19 protein-coding genes are annotated in these 22,679 nt (G+C 49.0%); 17 read left to right on the top strand and 2 right to left on the bottom strand.

The features are described from left to right. Position 1: 1 nt before the first annotated feature. A complete protein-coding gene (pseG, locus tag G5193_RS00760) occupies positions 2-1,258 on the bottom strand; it encodes a UDP-2,4-diacetamido-2,4,6-trideoxy-beta-L-altropyranose hydrolase (RefSeq protein WP_216954003.1) in 1,257 nt (418 codons plus the stop codon). After that, on the bottom strand, positions 1,248-1,943 hold the full coding sequence (gene pseF, locus G5193_RS00765) for a pseudaminic acid cytidylyltransferase (RefSeq protein WP_421204698.1): 696 nt from the start codon (positions 1,941-1,943) through the stop codon (positions 1,248-1,250). The genes pseG and pseF overlap by 11 nt, the downstream gene beginning before the upstream one ends. Positions 1,944-2,107: 164 nt before the next feature. Here pseF and G5193_RS00770 point away from each other — a divergent pair, with 164 nt between their 5' ends. The 17 genes from G5193_RS00770 (at position 2,108) to rffA (ending at position 22,566) form a co-directional block, all read left to right on the top strand. Next, positions 2,108-2,644 (top strand): GNAT family N-acetyltransferase, encoded by a 537-nt coding sequence (locus G5193_RS00770; RefSeq protein ID WP_421204699.1) that lies wholly within the window; start codon positions 2,108-2,110, stop codon positions 2,642-2,644. Beyond that, positions 2,641-2,874 (top strand): acyl carrier protein, encoded by a 234-nt coding sequence (locus G5193_RS00775; RefSeq protein ID WP_144715547.1) that lies wholly within the window; start codon positions 2,641-2,643, stop codon positions 2,872-2,874. The genes G5193_RS00770 and G5193_RS00775 overlap by 4 nt, the downstream gene beginning before the upstream one ends. Next, complete coding sequence (locus G5193_RS00780; protein WP_227340787.1) at positions 2,874-3,623, top strand: SDR family NAD(P)-dependent oxidoreductase; 750 nt, start codon at positions 2,874-2,876, stop codon at positions 3,621-3,623. The genes G5193_RS00775 and G5193_RS00780 overlap by 1 nt, the downstream gene beginning before the upstream one ends. Then, the gene (locus G5193_RS00785) at positions 3,620-4,978 is read left to right on the top strand and encodes an AMP-binding protein (RefSeq protein WP_421204700.1); all 1,359 of its coding nucleotides are present in this window, start codon (positions 3,620-3,622) and stop codon (positions 4,976-4,978) included. Before G5193_RS00780 ends, G5193_RS00785 begins: the two co-directional genes overlap by 4 nt. Then, positions 4,975-6,030: an acyl-protein synthetase gene (locus G5193_RS00790; RefSeq protein WP_421204701.1), complete on the top strand. Its 1,056-nt coding sequence runs from the start codon at positions 4,975-4,977 to the stop codon at positions 6,028-6,030. The genes G5193_RS00785 and G5193_RS00790 overlap by 4 nt, the downstream gene beginning before the upstream one ends. Then, the gene (locus G5193_RS00795; RefSeq protein WP_323912156.1) at positions 6,009-7,214 is read left to right on the top strand and encodes an acyl-CoA reductase; all 1,206 of its coding nucleotides are present in this window, start codon (positions 6,009-6,011) and stop codon (positions 7,212-7,214) included. Before G5193_RS00790 ends, G5193_RS00795 begins: the two co-directional genes overlap by 22 nt. A gap of 169 nt (positions 7,215-7,383) precedes the next feature. Further along, a complete protein-coding gene (locus tag G5193_RS00800; RefSeq protein ID WP_421173049.1) occupies positions 7,384-8,355 on the top strand; it encodes a glycosyltransferase family 2 protein in 972 nt (323 codons plus the stop codon). Continuing rightward, a complete protein-coding gene (gene glf, locus G5193_RS00805; protein ID WP_227340782.1) occupies positions 8,352-9,533 on the top strand; it encodes a UDP-galactopyranose mutase in 1,182 nt (393 codons plus the stop codon). The genes G5193_RS00800 and glf overlap by 4 nt, the downstream gene beginning before the upstream one ends. Before the next feature lie 113 nt (positions 9,534-9,646). Next, positions 9,647-12,007, top strand: a complete 2,361-nt coding sequence (locus tag G5193_RS00810) for an HAD family hydrolase (protein ID WP_421204702.1) — start codon at positions 9,647-9,649, stop codon at positions 12,005-12,007. 19 nt (positions 12,008-12,026) lie between these two features. Next, positions 12,027-13,649: a glycosyltransferase gene (locus tag G5193_RS00815; protein WP_421204703.1), complete on the top strand. Its 1,623-nt coding sequence runs from the start codon at positions 12,027-12,029 to the stop codon at positions 13,647-13,649. Positions 13,650-13,663: 14 nt separating this feature from the next. Beyond that, positions 13,664-14,827: a hypothetical protein gene (locus G5193_RS00820; RefSeq protein WP_421204704.1), complete on the top strand. Its 1,164-nt coding sequence runs from the start codon at positions 13,664-13,666 to the stop codon at positions 14,825-14,827. 60 nt (positions 14,828-14,887) lie between these two features. Then, complete coding sequence (gene asnB, locus G5193_RS00825; RefSeq protein WP_421204705.1) at positions 14,888-16,696, top strand: asparagine synthase (glutamine-hydrolyzing); 1,809 nt, start codon at positions 14,888-14,890, stop codon at positions 16,694-16,696. A 223-nt stretch (positions 16,697-16,919) separates the two neighbouring features. After that, on the top strand, positions 16,920-17,915 hold the full coding sequence (locus G5193_RS00830) for a hypothetical protein (protein ID WP_216953979.1): 996 nt from the start codon (positions 16,920-16,922) through the stop codon (positions 17,913-17,915). Between the two features lie 257 nt (positions 17,916-18,172). After that, complete coding sequence (locus tag G5193_RS00835) at positions 18,173-19,762, top strand: glycosyltransferase (protein WP_129503724.1); 1,590 nt, start codon at positions 18,173-18,175, stop codon at positions 19,760-19,762. A gap of 1 nt (position 19,763) precedes the next feature. Beyond that, the gene (locus G5193_RS00840; RefSeq protein WP_421204706.1) at positions 19,764-20,465 is read left to right on the top strand and encodes a WbqC family protein; all 702 of its coding nucleotides are present in this window, start codon (positions 19,764-19,766) and stop codon (positions 20,463-20,465) included. Positions 20,466-20,476: 11 nt separating this feature from the next. Then, positions 20,477-21,430: a radical SAM/SPASM domain-containing protein gene (locus G5193_RS00845; RefSeq protein ID WP_421204707.1), complete on the top strand. Its 954-nt coding sequence runs from the start codon at positions 20,477-20,479 to the stop codon at positions 21,428-21,430. Continuing rightward, complete coding sequence (gene rffA, locus G5193_RS00850) at positions 21,427-22,566, top strand: dTDP-4-amino-4,6-dideoxygalactose transaminase (RefSeq protein WP_421204708.1); 1,140 nt, start codon at positions 21,427-21,429, stop codon at positions 22,564-22,566. The genes G5193_RS00845 and rffA overlap by 4 nt, the downstream gene beginning before the upstream one ends. Positions 22,567-22,679 lie beyond the last annotated feature (113 nt).

Genomic DNA, 22,679 nt, shown 5'->3' on the forward strand with positions numbered 1-22,679 from the left:
TTCAGATTCCTGTGCCAAGTTGCCAGCCTTGCGGCGCCGGCTGCCAAGGGGCAGGGGGCGCTATCTGCGGTGGCTCGGCAAGATAGAGGGGAAATTGGGAGAAAATTGTCTGCAAGCGATGTGCCAGCTCTTGCCACTCCGTGGGCTGAAGTGACCGGGTGGCCTGCCATGTCAGGTGCTGACCGTCCAGCGTCAGGGTGAGCAGCAGTTTGCCATCATGGCGTAGTTGCCACAGTTGGCCATCTGGTAACAGCTGATAATCCGATTGTTGCAGCAACCGGGCGGTGAGCCGATCCAGCCCCAGCCCGTCCACCTGCAGCTGGCCACGGCGGCGATAGTCATCTGCTTGCAATTCAAGTTGTTGCAGGGCATGCATCAGCCGCTCAGGCTCATCCAGTTCGCTCAGGGTCAGCCGCTCTGCCAACTGGAAGCGGGCGATCACCTCATCGTTAAACTGTTGGTTGTCGACGATGGGCACCGCCAGGGTCGGCAGGCCGAGACAGGCTCGCTCCCAGGTCATGCCGCCCGCAGCGCCAATGGCGAAGTCGTGTCGGCTCATCAGGTCGGCCATCTGGTCGCTCTGACGCAGCAAGGTGAGCGGCAGATCGGGCAGTTCGGCAACCCTTTGTTGCAGCTCGGGCCAGAAAGGATTGGCCCCACCGGCTACCAGAGTCCAGCTGACGGTTTTAGCCCATGGCAGTCGAGCCAGCGTATTGAGGGTGATGAGGCAGGCTCCGGCCGGATCGGCACCACCAAAGCAGATGAGGCCATGTCGCCACCGGCTGGCCTTTTGGCGTGCTAGCTGGCGATAGGCAGGGCGCAGCAGGGCATAGTCGGTGCCCAGCAGCAGCCGACAGTCGGCAGGGACGAGTGACTGGTAATCGGCTGTGCTGCGCTGTGGCCCCTGATCCAGCAGCAACTGACCATGATGAGGGCGATCGGCCAGATCGTCGATCACCAGCAACTGACCACAGTGACTTGCCAGTGTCTGCTCGATTTGCCGATCAATCTGGTAGTGATCACACACCAGCCACTCCGGGCGCAAGGTGGGCAAGGGGCCTGCATCGTCCAGATCACAGAGAGCGTGATGCTGGTGGGAGTGCAGCAGTGGCAACAGGTGCATAGGTAGCTGATGGCAGAGGAAGTGGCACTCGGCGCCAGCCGTTTTCAGCCGATCGGCGATGGCCAGACAGCGCATCAGATGACCCAGCCCAATCTCGGTGCCGGCGTCGAGCCGGAAGGCAACCTTAAACGTCATCTTGGGCCAGCACTTGATAGAGCAGTTCGGCCAGGTGCCAATCTTCCGGCGTGTCGATGTCGACCACCCTGTGTCTTGGCAGAATATGGCCAATCCCTTCTCCCCCTACCGGGCTGATCCCTCCCAGCCAGGCCGCACGGCTGCCCCAGTAGAACTGGCCGGCATCCTGATAGGCAGGCTCCAGATCCTGAGAGCGTTTCGCCATCTGCTCCGGCCAGAAGGGGGTGACCCGGCCCTGCTCGTCCATGCGCACGGCGCGCTGAATAGGGAAGCCAAACTCGGCCACGGTATAGACAAAGGGAGCATTACTTGCGATCAGTCGCTGATGGGCGGCCTTCAAGTCATCGGCTTGAATAAGCGGGACCGTGGCATAGATGCAGCAGTAGTGCTCTGCCTGGATGCCGAGCTGGTCGAGCCGCTGGATGGTGTCGATCACCACAGGGGTGGTACCTGTGTGATCATCGGCGAGGTTGGCTGGCCGCAGAAATGGTACTTCCGCGCCCAGTTGACGAGCAACTTCGGCAATCTCCTCATCATCGGTGGAGACCACCACCTTGCTGAAACAGCCAGATTTTTGCGCCGCTAGGATGGCATAGGCGAGCATGGGCTGGCCGCAGAAGGGACGGATATTCTTGCGTGGAATGCGTTTGCTGCCACCCCGGGCCGGGATAATGGCGATGGCCATGATGGGTTCTCTCTGCTGGATTAATGACTGGCCAAAGCCAGGATAATCGATGACAACTCTTTGATTATTTTTGATATTATACTGGTTTTTCTCCTTGTATTATCGATTTTTGCTACGGAATGGCAGCAGTGTGGTCGATAAGAGAGACAGGTCATGAAAAGTGGATGGCGTTTAAGATGAGCTATGGCGTTGAGTTACGCCCGATAGAGCCGTGGGATCTTCCTGCCTTGCGACGTTGGCGCAATAAGGATGAGGTGCGAATGCAGATGGTATCCCAGACGCGTATTTCGCCACGGCAACAGCGCCAATGGTTCACCGCCACCAGTGAGCGGCGGGATCAGCAGCACTGGGTGCTCTGGTGCAAAGACGTGCGAGCGGGCTACGTCAATCTTAAAGGTGAGTCTCAGGGCGAGTTGCTGGGTCAGGCGATCGCCGATGCGGGACTCTATCTGGGCAACTCAACCGTGCGGCATCCCATGCTGGCTGTCGCTGCTGCCTTATCTCAGCTTGATCAGGGTTTTGATGAGTTGCACATCGGTTGTATCCGCACCCTGGTTCGGGAGAACAATCGCTCTGCCCTGCGCTTGAATGAACAACTGGGTTATAGCCAGATAAGACAAGAGAACGGATTTTTTGCATTGGAACTGCTGCCGGCGAATTACTATGCCGCCCGTGAGCGGCTACGGAGATTTTTCAGATGACAATCGCATTGGAACAGGTTTTTGCCGAGGCGCTGGGTCTCGATATCGGCAGCGTCAGCGATGAGCTGGCCTACAACAGTATCCCGCAGTGGGATTCTGTCGCCCACATGGGGCTGATTGCCCAGTTGGAGGATAACTACGGCGTGCTGCTCGACACCGATGACATTATCGACATGAGTTCGGTCGGCAAGGCGCGCGAGATCCTAGCCAAGTACGGGGTCGCTTTCTGATGCTGGGGCTGTTGCAGGGCAAGCGGGTGTTGATCACCGGTGCCGGGCGTGGCATCGGTCTTGCCATCGCCCGCCAGTTTGCCTCTCAGGGGGCTGAACTGTGGCTGGGAGGCCGTGATGAGGTGACCATGAGCCAGCTGGTGACCGCGATTGGTACCGAGTTTGGCGTGCCTTGCCAGCCTCTCTGTTTTGATGTGGCTGATCCGTCGGCGGTCAAGCAGGCTTTTCAGCAGCTGTTTGCTCAGACTCGTCAGCTGGACGTGTTGGTCAACAATGCCGGCATGCTGGAAGAGGCGTTATTGGGAATGGCGAACCAGACCCATCTGCAAAAGACATTCAGCAACAATACCTTTAGCGTGATCTACTGCAGCCAGTATGCCGCCCGCATGATGCAGCGCAGTGGTGGCGGTAGCATCATCAATCTCGCCTCCCTGATGGGGCTGGTGGGGGCAGCCGGGCTCAGTTGCTATGCCGGCAGCAAGGCGGCGGTGATCGGTATTACCCAGTCACTGGCCAAGGAGCTGGCTGCCAGCCAGATCCGTGTCAATGCCATTGCTCCCGGTTTTATTGATACCGATATGGCGCATGCCATCCCGCAAGAGAAGTTTGCCGAGCGGGTGGCCAGCATCGCCATGGGACGGATTGGCACGCCAGATGAAGTGGCCAAAGTGGCCCTGTTTCTCGCGTCCGACTTGTCGAGCTATGTGACCGGGCAGGTGATTGGGGTCGATGGGGGGATGGTGATTTGAACCGGCCTGATTTGCTGACCCATCTGGTTGACGACAATGACGAGCCCGCCTGGCGAGACCCGCAAGAGGGGTGGCTCAGTTATGGTGAGCTGGCTCGGCGTGTGGCGCAGTTGGCCACCACCTATCCTGCTGGCCGCCATTTGGTCTACCTGCCATTTGTGACGTCTACCCTGCATCTGCTGCACTACTTGCTGGCCCTGCGTGATGGCCACGCCATCATGCTGGCCGATCCTGCACAGGATGCCCGGTTGCACAGTGAACAGTGCCAGCGCTTTGGTGTTAGTCTGCGGGTATTAGAGGATGGGGCAGTTGCGCATCTTGGCGATGCGCCTTCACTTCACCCTGAGCTGGCCATGCTGCTGCCGACATCGGGCAGCACCGGTTCCAGCAAATGGGTGCGATTGTCGCGAACCAATCTTGATGCCAATGCCGCGGCCATCGCCGAATACCTGGCGCTGAACGGGGGTGAGCGTGCCATCACCTCGTTGCCACTTTTTTACTCCTTCGGTATGTCGGTGCTCAACAGCCATCTTTTGGCTGGCGCCTCTCTGGTTTCATGCACTGCCAGCCCCCTTGAGCGCCAATTCTGGGATGAGGTCAATCGCTATCAGGTCACCAGCGTGGCGGGGGTACCCTTTACCTTTCAGATGCTAAACCGCTTGCGTTTTGACTGGGCGCGTTATCCCAGCCTGATGACACTGACCCAGGCCGGAGGACGACTTGAGCCGGCACTGGCAAGACAGTTTGCCGAGCAGGCAACTGCACTGGGACGTCGTTTTTTCGTGATGTATGGCCAGACCGAAGCGGCGCCGCGCATCGCCTGGTTGGCGCACGATGAAGTGATGATTGCCCCCGATGCCATCGGCCGTGCTGTACCGGGCGGGCATCTCTCTCTGCGTCATGAGCCCGGCTTTCCTGACGGGGAGGGGGAGCTGGTCTACGAAGGGCCAAACGTGATGCTTGGCTATGCCGAGTGCCCTGAAGATCTGGCGCGTGGGCGTGATATGGATGCGCTCTTTACCGGAGATCTGGCTCGTTGTGATGAGGCGGGCCGCTTCTATCTGACCGGGCGACTCAACCGTTTCCTGAAGCTGTTTGGCAAGCGGGTGAGCTTGGCTGAAGTGGAAACCTGGTTGCAGGGGAGGGGCTATTCCTGCGCCGCGACCGGCTGCGATGATCGCCTGCTGGTAGCCATCGAGGCAGACGCGTGCCCCTGTGACGCACTACAGCTGGAGGTGGCCCGCTGGCTGATGGTGCCACCATCAAGCGTGCGTATCTACCAACATCATTTGCCACGACGCAGCAATATGAAGATTGATTATCCGGCCCTGTTAACAGAGCTGGAGCAGCTATGAACAGGCTGTTTGATGCGCCGGTTTTCGGGCTGTCCCAACAGGAAAAAAGTGGGCTGCTCCTTGCTCGTCTGAATAAATTGACGCAGCGGCATGGGCAGGGGTGCCCAGCCTTTGCCAATATTCTGACGGCGTTTGGCTGGGGTCAGGCCTCGACCTATCAAGAGCTTCCCTATCTGGCCGCTCGCCTGTTCAAATTGGCCCAATGGCAGAGTGTGCCGCAAGAAGAAGTGTTCAAGGTGCTCACCTCCTCTGGCACTACCGGAACGCCGTCACGGATCGTGCTGGACAGGGAGACCGCCGCGTTGCAGAGCAAGGTGCTGGTGAAGATCCTGCAAGAGTTCGTCGGCAAGCAACGGCTGCCTATGCTGCTGGTGGAGCAACCCGCCCTGATTCAAAACCGCAGCGGTTTTTCCGCTCGGGGAGCCGGTGCGCTGGGGCTCTCCTTCCTTGGCCGTGACCATACCTATGCCCTCGATGAGCAGATGCGGCCCAACTGGCCTGTCATCGAGGCGTTTTGTGACAAATATGCGGGCCAGCCGGTCCTGCTGTTCGGCTTCACCTTCATGGTCTGGCAATGTTTGCTGGAGCCGCTGCGTGAGCGAGGTCTGCAACTGCCGTTGACGCACGGCACGCTTTTTCACAGCGGTGGCTGGAAGAAGCTGCAACACCTCGCGGTGGATAATCCGGCTTTCAAGCAACGTTGCCATGAACAGCTGGGGCTGAGTCGGGTGCACAACTTCTATGGCATGGTGGAGCAGGTGGGGTCGGTATTTGTCGAGTGTGAGCATGGCCATCTTCATGCTCCCCTCTTTGCCGATCTGCTGGTGCGGGATCCGCTGACTCATCGACCGCTCGGGGTCGGCCAACCCGGCTTGCTGCAGGTGATCTCTGCCATTCCCCAAAGTTATCCTGGCCACAGCCTGCTGACCGAGGATCTCGGCGTGCTGCTGGGGGAGGATGATTGCCCCTGCGGCCGTCGTGGCCGTTATTTCCATGTATCAGGACGTCAGCAAGGCGCCGAGGTGAGGGGATGCAGCGACACTTTCCAGTGAGCCGATCAGATGTAGAAGATGCCATCTGGCAAGCGGGGCCAGAAGTCGCTTTCGTAGCTCCCGTCAGCGGTTGGCAAGGTTTTGTCATTCGCCCGTTGCCAAGCTTTGCGCCCGTCATCTGCGACTTTGTGGCTGCGCTCTCTGCACGTCTGCTGAAGGAGGGGCGAGAGAACCCTGATCTGGCCGCCTTTGGCTTTTTGTTGCGGCCGCGCCAGATTGAGGTACAGCGCAAACGCATGGCAGGGCGTGCACCCTTGGGGATGGTTTTTCATCTGGTCCCCTCCAACGTGCCGACCGTCGCGTTCTACTCCTGGATCATGGCGCTGCTGATGGGCAATGGGTCCGTGGTACGTCTCTCATCGCGCATCGACCCGGTGCAAGAGGCCATGCTGGCCATCCTGAACGAGCTCTTCTCTCTGCCCGAGTGGCAAGAGATTGCCTCCCGTACCCGTTTTATCCGCTATGACCACGACGAGGGCATCACCGCCTGGCTGTCGGCCCGGTGTCGGCTTCGCATTATCTGGGGAGGTGATGAAACCATCAGCCGGGTACGGGCTATTCCGCTCTCACCCCGCGCTCAGGAAATCGTGTTTCCGGATCGCCGCTCCATGGCGGTGTTGGATAGCCAATGGCTCGCCAACCTGGATGCTGCTGCGTGGCGGCAAGTGGTCGCGGCTTTGCAACAAGACTTTACCCGTTTCAATCAACAAGCCTGCGCCTCACCCACTACGATTTGCTGGTTGGGCACTCCCGCCAGCACGTTGCGCCGTCGTCTGCTCGAAGGGATCTTCGCCCCATTTGCAGATAATCCCTCCCTGATGATGGAACGCCTTATCAATAGTCAACAAAATGCCGCCCATGATGGCCAGATGCAGCTGGACACCTTTTCTGGCGTCACCTTATTGACTCCCACCGCCTCTTTGCGGCTTGCACACATCGGAGGAGGTACAGTCGCCGAATTTGTTGCCGATAACCTTGATGAGTTGCTGCTACAGCCTTGGGATATGCAGACCTCTGTCTGGGCTGGCCCGGATAAAACGCAGCTTGAGCATGCGCTCCTGGTATCGCCAGGTTGTCGTATCGATAGGGTGGCAAGTCCGGGACAGGCGCTGGCATTCGAATGGCTCTGGGACGGCATCGACATGCTAGCCGCCTGTAGCCGTCGGCTTGCCCGCATTGAATAGTGGATGCCAGGTCACATAAATCAAGTCATATCAATCAATTAGCTTGGTCAGGCACAGCTCTTGCAGTAATTATTGTGATGAAGGGCAGGAAAGGTTGACAGAGACCGTGCGGTAGCCTTGTCCATTTTCTTTGTTTTGCTTCTTTTTTACTCAAACCCTGGGTTTCCTTATGAAAATCAGCATACTGGTGCCGGTATACAACCTCGGGCGCTTCATTGAACCTTGCCTGCTTAGCCTGCTGGAACAAAAAACGGATTTCGAATTCGAGGTGATCGCCATTGATGACGGCTCGAGCGATGACTCCTGGGCCATTATGCAGCGGTTGGCGTCACAGTGGCCTCGGCTACGGGCACTACAGAACGCGCAAAATATGGGGTTGGCTAAAACCCAGAAACGCTTGTTGAGAGAGGCGAACGGCGAATATATCGCCTATGTCGACGGGGATGATCTGGCCCTGCCGGGCAAGCTGCAGCGTCAGGCCGATTATCTGGACGCGCATTCCGGTTGCACCCTTTGCTACCACGAAGCGGAGATGTTTGATGATGAGACCGATGCTCGGATCAAGCTCTTCACCCGCGATTATTACAATGCTCGCTATCTCGAACTAGTGATGACGCGGGAGGCATTAATCCGCTTCGGGGTGTTCGTCAATGCCAGTTCCATTATGTTTCGCCGTTATGAAGGGATGGAGAACGCCATCGATGAGGGGTGCAAGATCATCCTCGATTATCCCTGGCATATCTTGAACCTCTCCCACAATCCGGGGACGCTGGATTTTATCCCCGAATTATTGGGCCGCTATCGCTTCCATACCCAGAGCTTTGGCGGGCAAACCCGCAAATCGGCTGAACGTCGTGAACAGTCGCTGCGCGATTTGCTGCGTGCCTGTGACAATGCGGCGGCATTCGGTGCTGATCCCGTGATCATTGCTCAGGGGCGTGCCCATCACTACTACTCTGCCGCGCTCTACTTTTTGCGGCAGGATGATGTCGTGCGCTTCACTCAGCTTATCGAGCAGTCGGTCGATGCTGTGGCAAGGCTAGCCCCGGGTTGGTTCTTCGACGAACGACATCAGTTGGCATGGGCAGAGCGGGCCCATCCCGCGCGTGTCATGCAGCAACTGTTTGGAGATAGAGCGTGAGCTATCAGGCGATCGTCATCGGCGCTGGGCTTTCGGGTGCCGTCATGGCTGAACGAATGGCCAGCCAGCTTGGCTGGAAGGTGCTGGTGCTGGAACAGCGCGATCATATCGGTGGCAACTGCTTCGACGCGTATGACGAGCACGGCGTGCTGATCCATCGTTATGGGCCACACCTGTTCCATACCGACAAGCAGGAAGTCTGGGATTACCTGTCGCAGTTCACCGAGTGGTTGTCTTATGAGCATCGCGTGCTGTCACGGATAGATGGTCAGTTGGTGCCCATCCCGTTCAACCTGACCAGCATTGAACGCTGCTTTCCGGCGGAGAAGGCAGCGGCCATGATTGAGGCCCTTCAGGCCAGATTTGGTGAGGGGGCCAGAGTGCCCATCATGGCACTGCGGCAGGAAGCTGAGCCTCTGCTGGCTGAGCTGGCCCAGTTCATCTATGAGCGAGCCTTCGTCAACTACACCAGCAAGCAGTGGGGTGTATCGCCAGAGCAGGTCTCGCCCGAGGTCACTGCGCGCGTGCCGGTTGTCGTCAATCGTGATGACCGTTACTTTATTGATCCCTGGCAGGCGGTGCCCGCGCAGGGTTATACCGCCATGTTCGAGCGCATCTTGGCGAACCCCTTGATTGAGGTGAGGCTATCCATTCCCATGGGGTCCCGCGTCTGTCTGGATTGGCAACAGAAACGGATACTGCTGGATGGCGTGCCCTTTGCCGGGCCCTTGGTCTATACGGGGATGCTGGATCAGCTGATGCCGGCGGGGCACGACGGCTTGCCGTACCGTTCACTGCGCTTTGAGCACTGTCATCTGCCGCAAGCTCAATTTCAGCCGGTGACCACGGTCAATTATCCGAATGAAGAGGCCTATACCCGCATCACTGAATTCAAGCATCTGACGGGGCAGCAACATCCCGGCACCAGCATCGTTTATGAATACCCCTGCACCTATGTGGCCGGGCAGGGGCTGGAGCCTTACTACCCGCTGTTTACCGATGCAGCCAAACAGCATTATCAGACTTGCCGCGATGAATTGGCCGAGTTCCCGCAACTGATTGCTTTGGGCCGCCTTGCCGAGTATCGCTATTTCGATATGGATGATGCAGTGGATAACGCGCTGAACAATTTCTCTCGATTGGTTTCCGATGCCTGTTTTGCCGTTTTAAATAAGTAATGAATATAATCTATTGCAGAGATAGATATTTTCATTCCGCAAAAGTATTCGAGTTTTTGAGTGTGAATGTTTTTTATGTGATTTCTTTTATTTTGATGCATGTGTAGGTATATATGAGTCATTATGCGGTGATGTCTCCCGAGTTGCGTGATTTACTAGAAAATAGCCAGTTTCTAACTGCTCTTGATCAGTATCTTTGCATTGATAAAATAACACATATTTCATTGGATGTTTTTGATACATTATTGCGTCGTGCATGTGATGAACCCTCGTGGGTTTTTGAGGAAGCAGCGAGACGGTTGCTAAATAGAGGTCTTAATCTGCCAATAGAGGCAGAAGATTATAGATTTTGCCGCCTCGAGGCTGAAGCTCGTGCTCGCAAACTAATTTCAGGTGAAGAAATTAGTTTTGACGATATTTTTGAACAGCTGCCTTTTAGTGATGAAATTAAGGCGGTGCTTAAAGTTGAAGAGCTGAAAGTAGAACGAGAAGTTCTTTATCCAGACCCGATTATTCAAGAAGTTTTGGTACGTGCACAACGTAAAAATAAACTGATTGTTTTTATTTCCGACATGTATTTGCCAGAAGTTTTTTTGCGCGACTGTATTTCAGAAAAATGCCCTGAAATTTCTTATAATTATCTGTTTGTTTCATCAAGTGTTGGGTTGACCAAGCAGAGTGGCGCTCTCTTTAGCCATGTAATTACTCAGATAAAGCTGAAACCAGAGCAAGTTTTGCATATCGGTGACAATCCCAGGGCTGATGTGCAGTCGGCACGGCAACATGGTTTGGCTTCATTGCATTTTGATATCCCAGAGAATCTGTCTGAGGTGTTGGAAAACGAGAAAGTTTATCGGGTAAATGTGCCATCGACCATGCAACATGCCAGGAAGCTGGCCGTCCTGTCGATGCCACAACAGCTTTCCGAGGAGGAGCAATTTTTCTACACATATGGCGCCTTCATCCTTGGACCCGTCCTGACGGCATTTGCCAAGTGGGTTCTGCAGTCAGCCAAACGACTGCAGGTAAAAAACATTTTGTCGCTGATGCGAGAGGGCGGGATCTTTGCTGCCTGTATCAACCGCCAGGTCGATTTTCAATCACAGCAGTACCCAGATATACGCTGTCAGACCTGTTATGCCTCACGCAAGGCAACCTATTTGCCCGCGATAGATGATAGCCAAGTGGAAGAGGCTGTTTCCCAGACCTTGATGCGCCGCAATTACACCGTTCGTGACTTTTTCAATGAATTTGGTGTTCAGGATGTCAGGTTGGCATCCTTTCTTGACACGCCACTGGCGCTTTTGGATCAAATTGCCATCGATGGGCAAGATGGTCTGCAACTGATGGCTGAAGTGTTTGAGCAAAATATCGAGCAGATCAAGAGCAGTATTCAGCAAAGCAGGCTGGACATGCGAGATTATTTTGTTGGCTTGACGGGAGATGCTCCCTATCTGCTAGTCGACTTGGGTGGCGGTGGGACGATTCCCTCTCAAATTAGCAAGGCCATGTTGCAACAGCCAATGAGCAGTCTGTTGCTCTACTGTAACCATAGAGGCAGCAAAAACTCCGTTATCACGCCGATCAGTGCCTTTATTCCGGTGCGTAACGATACCATAAAGGGGATCAAGAAGATTGCCCGTTCACCAGAGATTTTTGAAATTGTTCTCGTTGGTTTGGAAGGGAGCACACTGGGGTATCGGCGCACAGCGGAAGGGAAAGTTGTGCCGCGACAGGCAGAGGTTCGCTACAGTGTCCAGCATCAGCAAAATATCCGGAGTTTTGAGGCTGGAGTTAATGCCTATCAGTTATGGGACCAGTCGCTGGGCATCGCCGAATCCGATTTGAGTGAGCGCATCTCTTTTTTACGCATGATGGAGCGTCTGGTCGAGTGTCCGGTATCGAGCGAGGTGCACTATCTTGGTAATCTGGTTCATGAAGACAACTTTGGCTCGGAGCGTAGTTACAAGGTTATTAATTCCTCCGGGTTGGCGCGGATCCACTCAGAAGGAATAGAAACCTTCTATCGCAAGTTCAGTAAAAACATGTCTTATGGTGAGCGTTGGTTGGCTTGGCCACAAGGTTCCCTGAGTCGGCTGGATCCTGATTTGATGATGGATTTTGTCGGCTTACGCGATGCACGTTATAAGCATGCCCAAGCGATCGATAGACTTCTGGAATTGATGCAAAGTCAACATGCCACCGAAGTCATAGTGTATGGGGCGGGAGAATTCTTTGAGTGTCTGGCACCTGAACTGATTAAAAAAAGCATCCGTATCCGTACCGTGATCGATAAAAAAGCCAACTTTGGACACTACCAAGTGATGGGATATGACGTTATATCATTATCCGAGTGCTCAATTCCATCTGGTTCTGTACTGATTGTCGCGTCCGCCTCCTTTGTGGACGAAATAAAACGAGACATCTTTGCGACTATATCCAGCCAAGATGTGACCATATTGTCATTGAATTGAATTCCAAGGAAACCGACACATGCTGGATCTGTCGATGAAACATGCCCTGCCTTTTGATGCGTTATTGCATCAGGAACTGCTGTCCGGGAAACGCAAGGCGATTGCCTGGGGGGTAGCGGGAAATCTTTATTATCATGTGCTCCAATCCCCTTATCCATTCGTCGCCATCATCGATGGTCTTAACGGTCCTCAAGTCGGTCAGTTCGCCTGTGGCATTCCGATTGTAGGGCCAGAACTGCTTAATAATTACCCAGCAGAGGAGGTGGTCATTGTCATCTTTTCAGATTTACAGCAATTCGGTGGGCAGATTATCGAGCAACTAGGTCATTATGGCGACTATCCCTATATCACTCCCTATGTTGAGGCAACCTGCCAGCCATCGGCGATGTTGCAGCAAAAGCTTGAGCGGTTGATCCGCGAGCGTCGAGCACATCGGCTGCCCCAAGTAGTGCAGCGTGTCGTGCTATATATCCACTCCTTGGTCAAAGGCGGTGCTGAGCGGCAGATGGTATTGCTGGCCATCGGATTGCGCCAGCAGGGATGGGAAGTGCATTTGATCTCGGTGAAGAATAAGGGGTTGGAGGTTAATAACTGGGAGGCGCTTTTGCGTACTCATGGTGTAGAGCTCTACTTCGTGCCTTCTGCCCGTGAGTGCTGGCCGAACTTGGAGCAGGAGGAAAATAGCTACCAGTTGGCTAATCAATTGGCCCCCTTCTTTGAGCCCGGACTGCTTCACGGCATTCTCACTGCCTATGACTATATGCAACGTGTTCAGCCCAAACTGGTTATCGCCTATCTAGAAGACGGTAATGTCATTGCTTCTATGGCCGCAATTTTCGCGGGAGTAGAACAGATCATTATCTCTGGAAGGAGTGTTGCACCCTCAGAGTTTCCTGAATACCTGGCCGTTTATGATGAGTCGAGGTTGGCAGCTTACTATCGTCTGATGACCGAGTTGCCAGGAATCGTTTTGAGTGTTAACTCCATGGCAGGGGCGCAGTCGTATGCTCGCTGGCTAAATTTGCCTGAATCGAGCATCCCCGTAGTGAAAAATGCGGTCATGGCCAAGCGGGTTGAGGGACAAGAGCCTTTACAGCTGTTAGATATTCATTTATCGGCCCCAATATTGATGGGGATAATGCGACTGTCTCCGGAAAAGTCCCCATGTCGCTTTATAGAGGTTGTCGCTTCTGTCATTGCCAAACTTCCTCAAACCCATGCAATTTTAATCGGTGATGGACCATTGCGCTCAGAGGTCCTTGCTTGCATTGCGCAGCAGCCGTGCCGCGATAACATTCATGTCGTGGGTGTGAAAGATAATATTTTTGAATGGTTAAGTTGTGCCAGCCTGCTCATTTCCACCTCCAGTCATGAGGGAATGTCTAATGTTATTTTGGAAGCACAGGCACTTGGTTGTCCTGTTGTAGCGACAGATATTCCAGGAAATAGAGAAACTGTACTGACAGAGTTTTCTTGTGACTTGATTCCCTATGGGGAATGGGGTTTGATGGTTGAAAAGATAGTGTCATTATTAATGGGGAGTGGAGAGAAAACACCAGTTGGTTTGGTGGAAAAGATGAGTGAGCATTATTCACCACGTATACTTGCTGAAAAAACACTGGCACTGACTATTAAAAAATAAATCGGAGACGGAATATGGATGTTATCTTGTTCGGTGCTGGTGAAGTTTGTGATTCATTTATAAAAAGACTTCCTAAACGATTTTCAATATTGGCTATTGCTGATAATAACGAAAATTTACATGGTCAGTTTAAGGGTGAGCTTCCTATTATCTCTCCTGATGAAATTCATCTATATAAGCCAAGTTTTATTATTCTCTCTTGTCTTCAGAGGCATGTCTCAGATATCTGTGCTCAACTCGTCAAATTGGGGTTGGATGATTTATATTTACCCTTTCCTTATGATGAGGAAAGTGAAAAAAAAGATCGAGAGAAGCAGGAAGTGAAAGGGCTAATTGGACGTGAGCTCGTGGATGAGATAATAGGAAGTAAAAACACCAGTGGCAGTGTTTTTTATCACATATCACTTGGTAATCATTTCGAGAAATGCCGTAAACAATATATTTCAAAGCCGGTAAATCGATTTTTACATATAGGTTCTGGTCATTCCCTTGGGGTGGAGATATATAGTCTATTACGATGGGGAGGGGAGTGGACCGCGATCGAGCCATTCCCGGGACTAAGCGGGAAATATCCTTTCAATGATCATGTTTCAATGATTAAAGATTTAATGGGGCTTTTCAATGTCCCATGTAAGGTAAATGATGACATTGTATTTAATGATGATGTTGAATCATTCCATCTTCATGATCATCATGGCACTAGACTAAATTACTTTCCTGAGATAAAGCTTGAAGATTTCAATGATGATGAAAAATATGATGTATGCTATTCGTGTGCCGTAATGGAGCATGTTGTAGATATTCATTCATTCGTAGCCAAGACATTTGAGCTATTAGCATCAGGTGGTTTTGCTTTTCACTGGATTGACCTCCGAGACCACCGGGATTTTTCACGACCACTTGATTTCCTGACAATAGGCAAGTCAGAGTGGCGTGACCATTATGGTGATGCTGGCCACTTTTTACATGGTAATCAGCTGCGTTATAGTGATTATCGACAGATATTTTTACAATGTGGCTTCAGGATTGTTGCTGAAGATAAATATATGAAGAATGATAGAGAGCATATTCAGGAAGTCTCTGTCGATTTCGCAGATGAGTATGCATCACTGGGATGGGAGGATTTGGAAGTCGCTGGTGTGCTATTCGTTCTGGAAAAGCCATCGCATGATAGTTGATTATTCTATGATGTCTCATGCGTGACATCATGTGTTGGCTTACCTTTAGGGAGTTATAAAATGTGCGGTATAGCCGGAATAATGAGTATTCATGGTCAACATGATCCTGCGTGGTTGAAACAGCAGGCTAATAGAATGGCGGAGGCGATGACCTATCGAGGGCCTGACGACCGGGGTCTTTGGGAGTCGGATGACGGACGCTGTGTTCTGGCACATTGTCGATTGAGTATTCTGGATGTATCGCCTGCCGGGCATCAACCAATGCATGATGCACAGCAACGAGCCTGTATCGTATTTAATGGGGAGATCTACAACCATCTTCAGTTGGGGGGGCGTCTTAAAGACGCCGGCATATCATTTACTGGCCATTCTGATACCGAGGTATTGGTCAATGGCCTGGTACGGGAAGGTGCTGACTTTCTGACCCGGCTCGAGGGGATGTTTGCACTTGCCTACTATGATCGTGAGCGCAGGGAGTTGCTGCTGGCGCGTGATCCGTTTGGCGAGAAGCCACTCTATTATGCCGAGTTTGACGGTTTGTTGGTCTTTGCCTCCGAGCTGGCGGCTTTGACCCTGGTGCCAGGATTCCCTGCCCGCATTACGGTTGATACAGTCGCCCATTATCTGGCTTTCCAGCACCCCGTCGGGGAACGCACCCTGTATCAACACGCCAGAAAGTTGCTGCCGGGGCACTTGATGCGTGCCGTGACAGGAGCGGTCTCACAGGCAGAGCGTTACTTCCACTTTATCTGTGCCGGTGACCATATGCCGTCACGCCCGCTGGAGGAGCAGGTTGACCAGCTTGAGGATCTGTTGCTGTGTTCGTTATCGCGCCGCTTGGTCGCCGATGTGCCGGTGGGGGCTTTTCTCTCCGGTGGTGTCGACTCCTCGACGGCGGTGGCCCTGATCACCCGTCGTTTGCAACGGCCGATCCGCACCTTCTCCATCGGTTTTGAACAGGCGCCGGAGAGCGAACATGAGGAGGCTCGGGCTTTTGCCGACTTTCTCGGAACCGAACACACTGAGCAACTGCTGCGTCCCGAGGCTTTTGTTGAACAGGTTGGTGATCTGGCGCGGCGCATGGATGAGCCCAATGCCGACACCTCCTGTGTACCGACCTATATGGTCTCGCAGCTTGCTCGTCAGCAGGTCACCGTCGCGATTACGGGTGACGGGGGGGATGAGCTGTTTGGCGGTTATGGCCGTTACCTGCAGACACTGGTCGCCGCCGAGGGCAGAGAGCAACAGATGCAGGCGCGTAGCTGGCATCTTGGGCGGGAGTACTACTCTGGTCGCATCTTGCTGTATGCCGATCGCCAGTTGGAACAGTTGTTCGGTCGCATTCCGTCCGGTACTGGTGATCACTTGATGGCGCTGCGCAGGCGTATCGATATGGATAGCCGCCCGTATCTTAATCGCCTCCGTGAGGCCGATATTGCCAATTATCTGCCGTTGGTATTGGCCAAGGTAGATCGAATGAGCATGCTGCACAGCCTTGAGTGCCGCACGCCCTACCTGTCGACCGAAGTAGCTCAGTTTGCCGCAGGTTTGGCACAGTCAGAGCTGATTGCACAAGGACAGGGTAAGTTCCTGTTGCGCCAGTTGGCCAAACGCTACTTGCCGGCGGAATGGATCGACAGGCCGAAAAAGGGTTTCAGCATAGATCCGTTCAATCAACAGGCCAAACAGAGTGCGATTACGCAACTGCGTCAGCAGGCCTCTTCAGGCCAGCTCTGTCTGCATCAGTTTATCGCTCCCGACCGGTTGCGGATGTTGCTGGATAACCAGTTTGACGGTATGACCTTCTATCATGTTTGGGGTTTATTGGTGCTTGAGATCTGGTTGCAGTCCCATGAGTTCAATTTGTGAGATAACGCTTTGGGCTAAAAGTTATTAAATAATATTAATTATAATGACCGAGCCCACTATTATGAATATATTTTATGGCTATATAATAAAGGCGAAGAATTTTTGAAGTTTATAACTGCGGTTGAAATTATAGCCTTGTTTACATTGTTTGTGAAATATAATTCATTCGTGAATTGATAAGTCTTTCTTATAACTTCATATTATATGTTACGGGAGTTCTGTGATGGGTATGACGCCAGCTATGTTTAATAAAATGAAGAATCACTTTCCTGAAAACTTTAATTCGATAATTGAGTTAGGGTGCCAGCAGTTTTATTCATTAAACTCGGCAGAGATAATTGATGAAGAATTAAAGAATTATCAGGATGGTGATTTTACAAAATCTATGTATGAAAACCTAGGTTTAAAATATGATTCTGTGGATGTTTATGATGGGACAATATTTTGCGATTTTAATAGTCAGATGCTCGAGTTATCTCATCAGTATGATGTGGTAACTAATCTTGGAACTAGTGAACATGTTTTTAATCAATATAATGTTTTTGCGTCAATACATAACATTACAAAGAAAAATGGATTAATGATTCATTGTTTGCCTATGAAGCATTCCCCACATGGACTTTTTACATATAATGTTGATTTTTTCATTTCACTTTGTTTTTCAAACAACTATGAAGTCGTTGAGTTAGTATTTGGTTGGAGAGGTACTGATGGTGAGTATACATTTGGCTCATTGTCAGACGTCGTTGAGCATCAGACAACTGAACAATATGCTTTCCTAGTGGCTAGAAAATGTCTGGAAGATAAATTTGTTTCTCCGCAGCAGATAATATATAACCCTTTGATTTCTATTGATAAAGTGATAGCGTTGTGCTCTGATGACATCTATTTGTTGAGCCAAGTTGTTCAATATCCTTTCACGGATAATGTTCTAAATCATACGCTCATCTTCGATGAGGTAAGCAATAGTTATTCTGAAGTACTTCTATATGGTGCTGGTCATATCGGACAGGCCATTTTAAAATTTTCCAAGCACAGGAAAAAAATTAATATTATTGTTGATGAACACTCGCATGCTATGAATGACTTCAAGGTTAACACGTTGGGGGATTTAGATGCTATTAATTCACCAGTCTATATAGCATCGGATTTCTATCGAGAGGAAATTAGACGTGCTTTATTGATGAAATTTGATGGGAGAGTTGTTTTTTTAAACTGATAAATAGCTATAGAAATTATAAGTTATTTTATTACTTTCCTTTTGTTTTTAGTCTCCAATTTTTTATGAATTACTCTTTAAATTTATCCTTTGATTCTTCCTTGACGAACCAGTTCGAGCTAGTGTATTGATTTTTAGAGATTCCTATATGTTATAGATTGTTCATTTTTTGAAAAAATGGTATTAATCGCATCAGTTATTATTTAAGGCTGGTAATTTTATTCGGCGTATTATTAACACAGGGTTGTGGGGGCGGCGTGAACATTGTTGTTTTTGATTTCAATAAGAGTGTCGGTGGTGCGGAGACATTTAACTGTAGATTTATTGACTATCTTGTTGGATTAGGTGATTCCGTTGCCGTAGTTGGATACGAGGATTCTGCACTTTTTGGGCTATTGGATAACAAGAGTGTAAAGATAAAAAAGTATATCATTCCAGAAATGGATGATTTCTTTGTTTCTATTTCAAATCAATCGTATCTGGGGGCACTTGGACAGAAAATTATTGATGATTTTTTTGGGGAAGATATATATGTTCTCGCTTCATATTTTGAAGTTTTGCATAGGGCTATGCATGTCTTCAATGGAAATAAAAGAGTTCATATATTGACTGGGATGTTGCATCCAGAAGCTTGGAGTATCTGGGAGCCAGGGATTGGATTTAACGCATCTCGTGCATTCAAACCAAAGTTAATTAATGAAACTTGGCACTACCAGCGCCAATTATTATTAAAGTTGGATCGAGCACATGCAATCTGGTATCCCAATGACATATATCGTAAATATAATTCTGAGTATTTTTCTGTTCCACTTAATCATCACTCATCTGCCACTGTTCCTGTTGAGCCCGTAACACAAAAGATACGGTACAATATTTCTGCTCCAGAAGAGTTTATGAAGGTGCTCTGGCTCGGGAGATTTGACTTTTTCAAGAATGAAAGCATCTTGAGTTTTATTGACAGCTTGAATGTTGTTCTTAACAATAAACCTCAGCTGCATATACTTTTTGATTTGATAGGATATGGATATGCTCTCTATGAGGATGAAGTTGAATCATATAAAAAGCTTGCGCATGAACGCCTTGAAATTCGTATCTTAGGAAAGAGAAATGAATCTGATATATACAGCCTAATTGAATCTGAAAAATATCATTTCGGTGTTGCAATGGGCTCCTCAGCATATCATCTTGCAATGATCGGATTACCTGTGATTGCCATAGACTCTTGTGTTAAAGGATACCGTCGTCTAGTGAAAGGGGTGTGGCTTGATGAAGCTTCAGACGAGTTTGATGAAGGCTCAAGTCTTTATCTCTCGCTAATTGGGGAGCCTTCCCCACAGCGAAATGATATTCATGTTATGCTTGAAGATGTATTCCAATATGGTTTTCTCGAAAATAAATCAAGAAGCTGCTGCAACTATGTTGAACAGTTTCATAATATTGACGTTATTTTGCCGAAAATCAGAGGTTTTTTACTTGAAAGTTCATTTTCAGAGAAATTCACGTATCGATTTAAACGAAATTTGCCAGATGAGTTTTACTATCGATTTGGAAGAAAAAGAAATATTAAAATAGCTATTTTTGGCACTGGCTCTGGCGCAAAAAAATTCTATGGAAAACTTCATTCTGATCTTGTTTTTTCTGACAGGGAAATAAAGGTGAAGTGTTTTTTTGATAATGACGATAGTAAATTTGGCGCTATATTTTGTAATGCCCCAATAGAAAAGTTTACACTGGAGGCCACCAATGAACTTGATGTGGTTATTATTGCTTCTGATTACTGGCCCGAGATTAAAGCACAGATGATTTCATGTGGTTTAACACGTTCAAAAATATTAAGAGCATACTAACTTGCATAAAAAGATAGCAATCATTCAATCTAATTATATTCCTTGGATAGGCTACTTTGATATTATAAACAGGGTGGACGAATTTATATTTCTTGATTCTGTCCAGTATACAACAAGAGATTGGCGTAACCGCAATAGGATTATGACCACACAGGGTGCTGTATGGTTAACAATACCCGTATGTCATGTTGATAGAAATCAGAAAATATCATCCACAAAAGTTGTCGATAATCTATGGTGTCAGAAGCATTTTGCTATAATTAAAGAGCGATACAAAAAGGCGCTTTTTTTTGATAGATATATAGATGAAATTAAATCATGGTATGAAGATGCACGTGAATTTGAGTATATCTCTGATATAAATATCATGTTTATTAAAAAAATCATGCATTTATTAGGGATCACCACCCCCATCTTTACGGATAGTCATTACTTGAATGGGGGGGGGGTTAGCGATGCAACGGAAAGACTGATCGTCATTGCTGAAAGAGCTGATGCAAGTATTTATTTTTCTGGGCCGGCGGCAAAAAATTATTTAGATATCGGGCGCTTTGAAGAAAGGGGTATCGGTGTTGCCTGGATGGAATATCCTGAATATGCTCGCTATCCCCAGAACGGACCTGGTTTTGATTGCCGCGTCAGTATTATCGATGCTTTATTATGTGCTGGCGGTGATTTTGTTCATAGCGAACTAAATTATTAGTAGGAGGACTCATGGCTAAATATGGTTTCTATGATCGACTGTCATCGGAGTTTCCATCACAGGTCATTGTAGATATTGCTGAAATTTGTAATTTAAGATGCATACATTGTCCACACCCTCAATTTAAAGAGTCTGAACATTATTCCGCAAGATTGTTAGACCCTGAACTAAACAAGAAGCTGATCGATGATATAAGAGACAATAGCGACGGACATTGCCAGTATATACGATATACCAGCAATGGTGAGCCACTTATGCATCCACATGCACATGAAATGATCCAGTATGCTGTCGAGCATAGTGGCACGTTTGTCACGTTAACCACTAATGGTACAGTTCTTAATGAGAAAAAACTAAAACAGTTATTAGAAAGTGGCCTTCATATGATTGATGTCAGCATTGATGCCTTTAAAGATGAGACTTATGCGAATATTCGTGGCGGGCGTCTTGAGCAAGTGCGACGTAATATAATTAGAATGATCGAACATATCAAGACAGGGCAATACAGAACTCGTATTGTTGTGAGTTTTATTCGTCAGGCAGGAAATGAAGATGAGGTAGATGATTTTTCTCTTTTTTGGAAAAATCAGGGAGCTGATGAAGTGCTGATCAGGAATTTACATTCGGCGGCAGGTATGTTGGCTCAAGGGGAAGCTCATTCCCATGAGTCAAGGCGCCCATGCTTATATCCATGGGAGCGTTTGACCCTGGATCCAAAAGGTGAGCTTTCTTTTTGCCCGACAGATTGGGCGTATGCATCCAGTTTCATTGATTACAGGAAGACAACGCTAAAAACTGCTTGGCAGGGAGCATTTTTAAACGAACTGCGAGAGGCTCATCTTAATAACGATTTCAAATGCCATACTTTTTGTGGGCAATGTCCTGATTGGAGGCTGACAACATGGCCTGATTCAGGAAGAAGTTATGCAAATCTTGTCAGTGACATTAAGGTTATTATGAAATGAAATCATATCACAATTGGATACCATATAATCGCCCCAATAATATTGGCCATATCACTGAAAGTGATGGAGAATGTTTAGGTATCGGTGTTAATAAAAAAAAATGTGAGGAACTATTACACGATATATATAATGCAAGGCGAGTTTTTTTAACGCCATCCTGTAGTGCATCTTTGGAGATGGCAGCTTTAGCTATGGATTTGCAGCCAGGGGATGAGGTAATACTGCCAAGCTTTACATTTGTTACCTCTGCAAGTGCTTTTGCCTTAAGGGGCGCAAAATTAGTATTTGTCGATATCAGGCCAGACACTTTGAATATAAATGAGCAGCTTATTGAAGAGGCTATTACAGTTAGAACGAAAGCCGTAGTGGTTGTTCACTATGCCGGTGTTGCATCAGAAATGTCTTCTATAGTCGATATATGCAATCGCTATAATCTTGTATTGGTTGAAGATGCTGCACAAAGTATCATGTCAACATATAAAGGACGGCCACTTGGTTCAATTGGTCAATTTGGCTGCGTCAGCTTTCATCATACTAAAAATATTCATGCCGGTGGTGAGGGCGGGGCTTTTTTAGTAAACGAAGATAAGTACCATGGTATATGTGAAATCATTCAGGAGAAAGGAACTGATCGTTCAATGTTTTTGCGTGGAGAGGTTGATAGATATACATGGCAAATTTTATCATCTAGTTATGTAATGTCAGAGGTTCAAGCTGTAGTCTTGTTGCAGCAATTACAAAACGCGAGAGAAATTACGAATGCTAGATTAAAAAAATGGCTTTTTTATCATACATGTTTATCTGAGTTGGCTAATACTGGAGTGCTCACACTTCCTGCCGTTCCGGCACATGTTGAGCATAATGCTCATATATATCATATAAGAACAAGATCCCCTGACGAACAACAGGGATTATTTAAATTCATGCGCAATCTTAATGTGGAAGTTACCTCACACTTTGTACCTCTGCATTCTAGTCCGGCTGGTATTCGATATGGTAGATTTCATGGCGATGATATAAATACCACAGCGGTTTCTAGAATGCTGTTACGTTTACCTTTACATGCAAGCCTGACTGAGTCGGAGCAAGTATTCATTATTGATGCGGTCAGACACTTTTTTGTAGTCAATAATTAAAGCTAATCATAAATTTAAATGAATTAGATGCATTTTATTAATGATCTTATAAATATTCATAAGCTATAATATTTGTAATATACATATGGATATTGGCACTCAGTAAGATAATG

The organism is Aeromonas sp. 601027 (genome assembly GCF_049174455.1).
GTDB lineage: Bacteria > Pseudomonadota > Gammaproteobacteria > Enterobacterales > Aeromonadaceae > Aeromonas > Aeromonas veronii_A.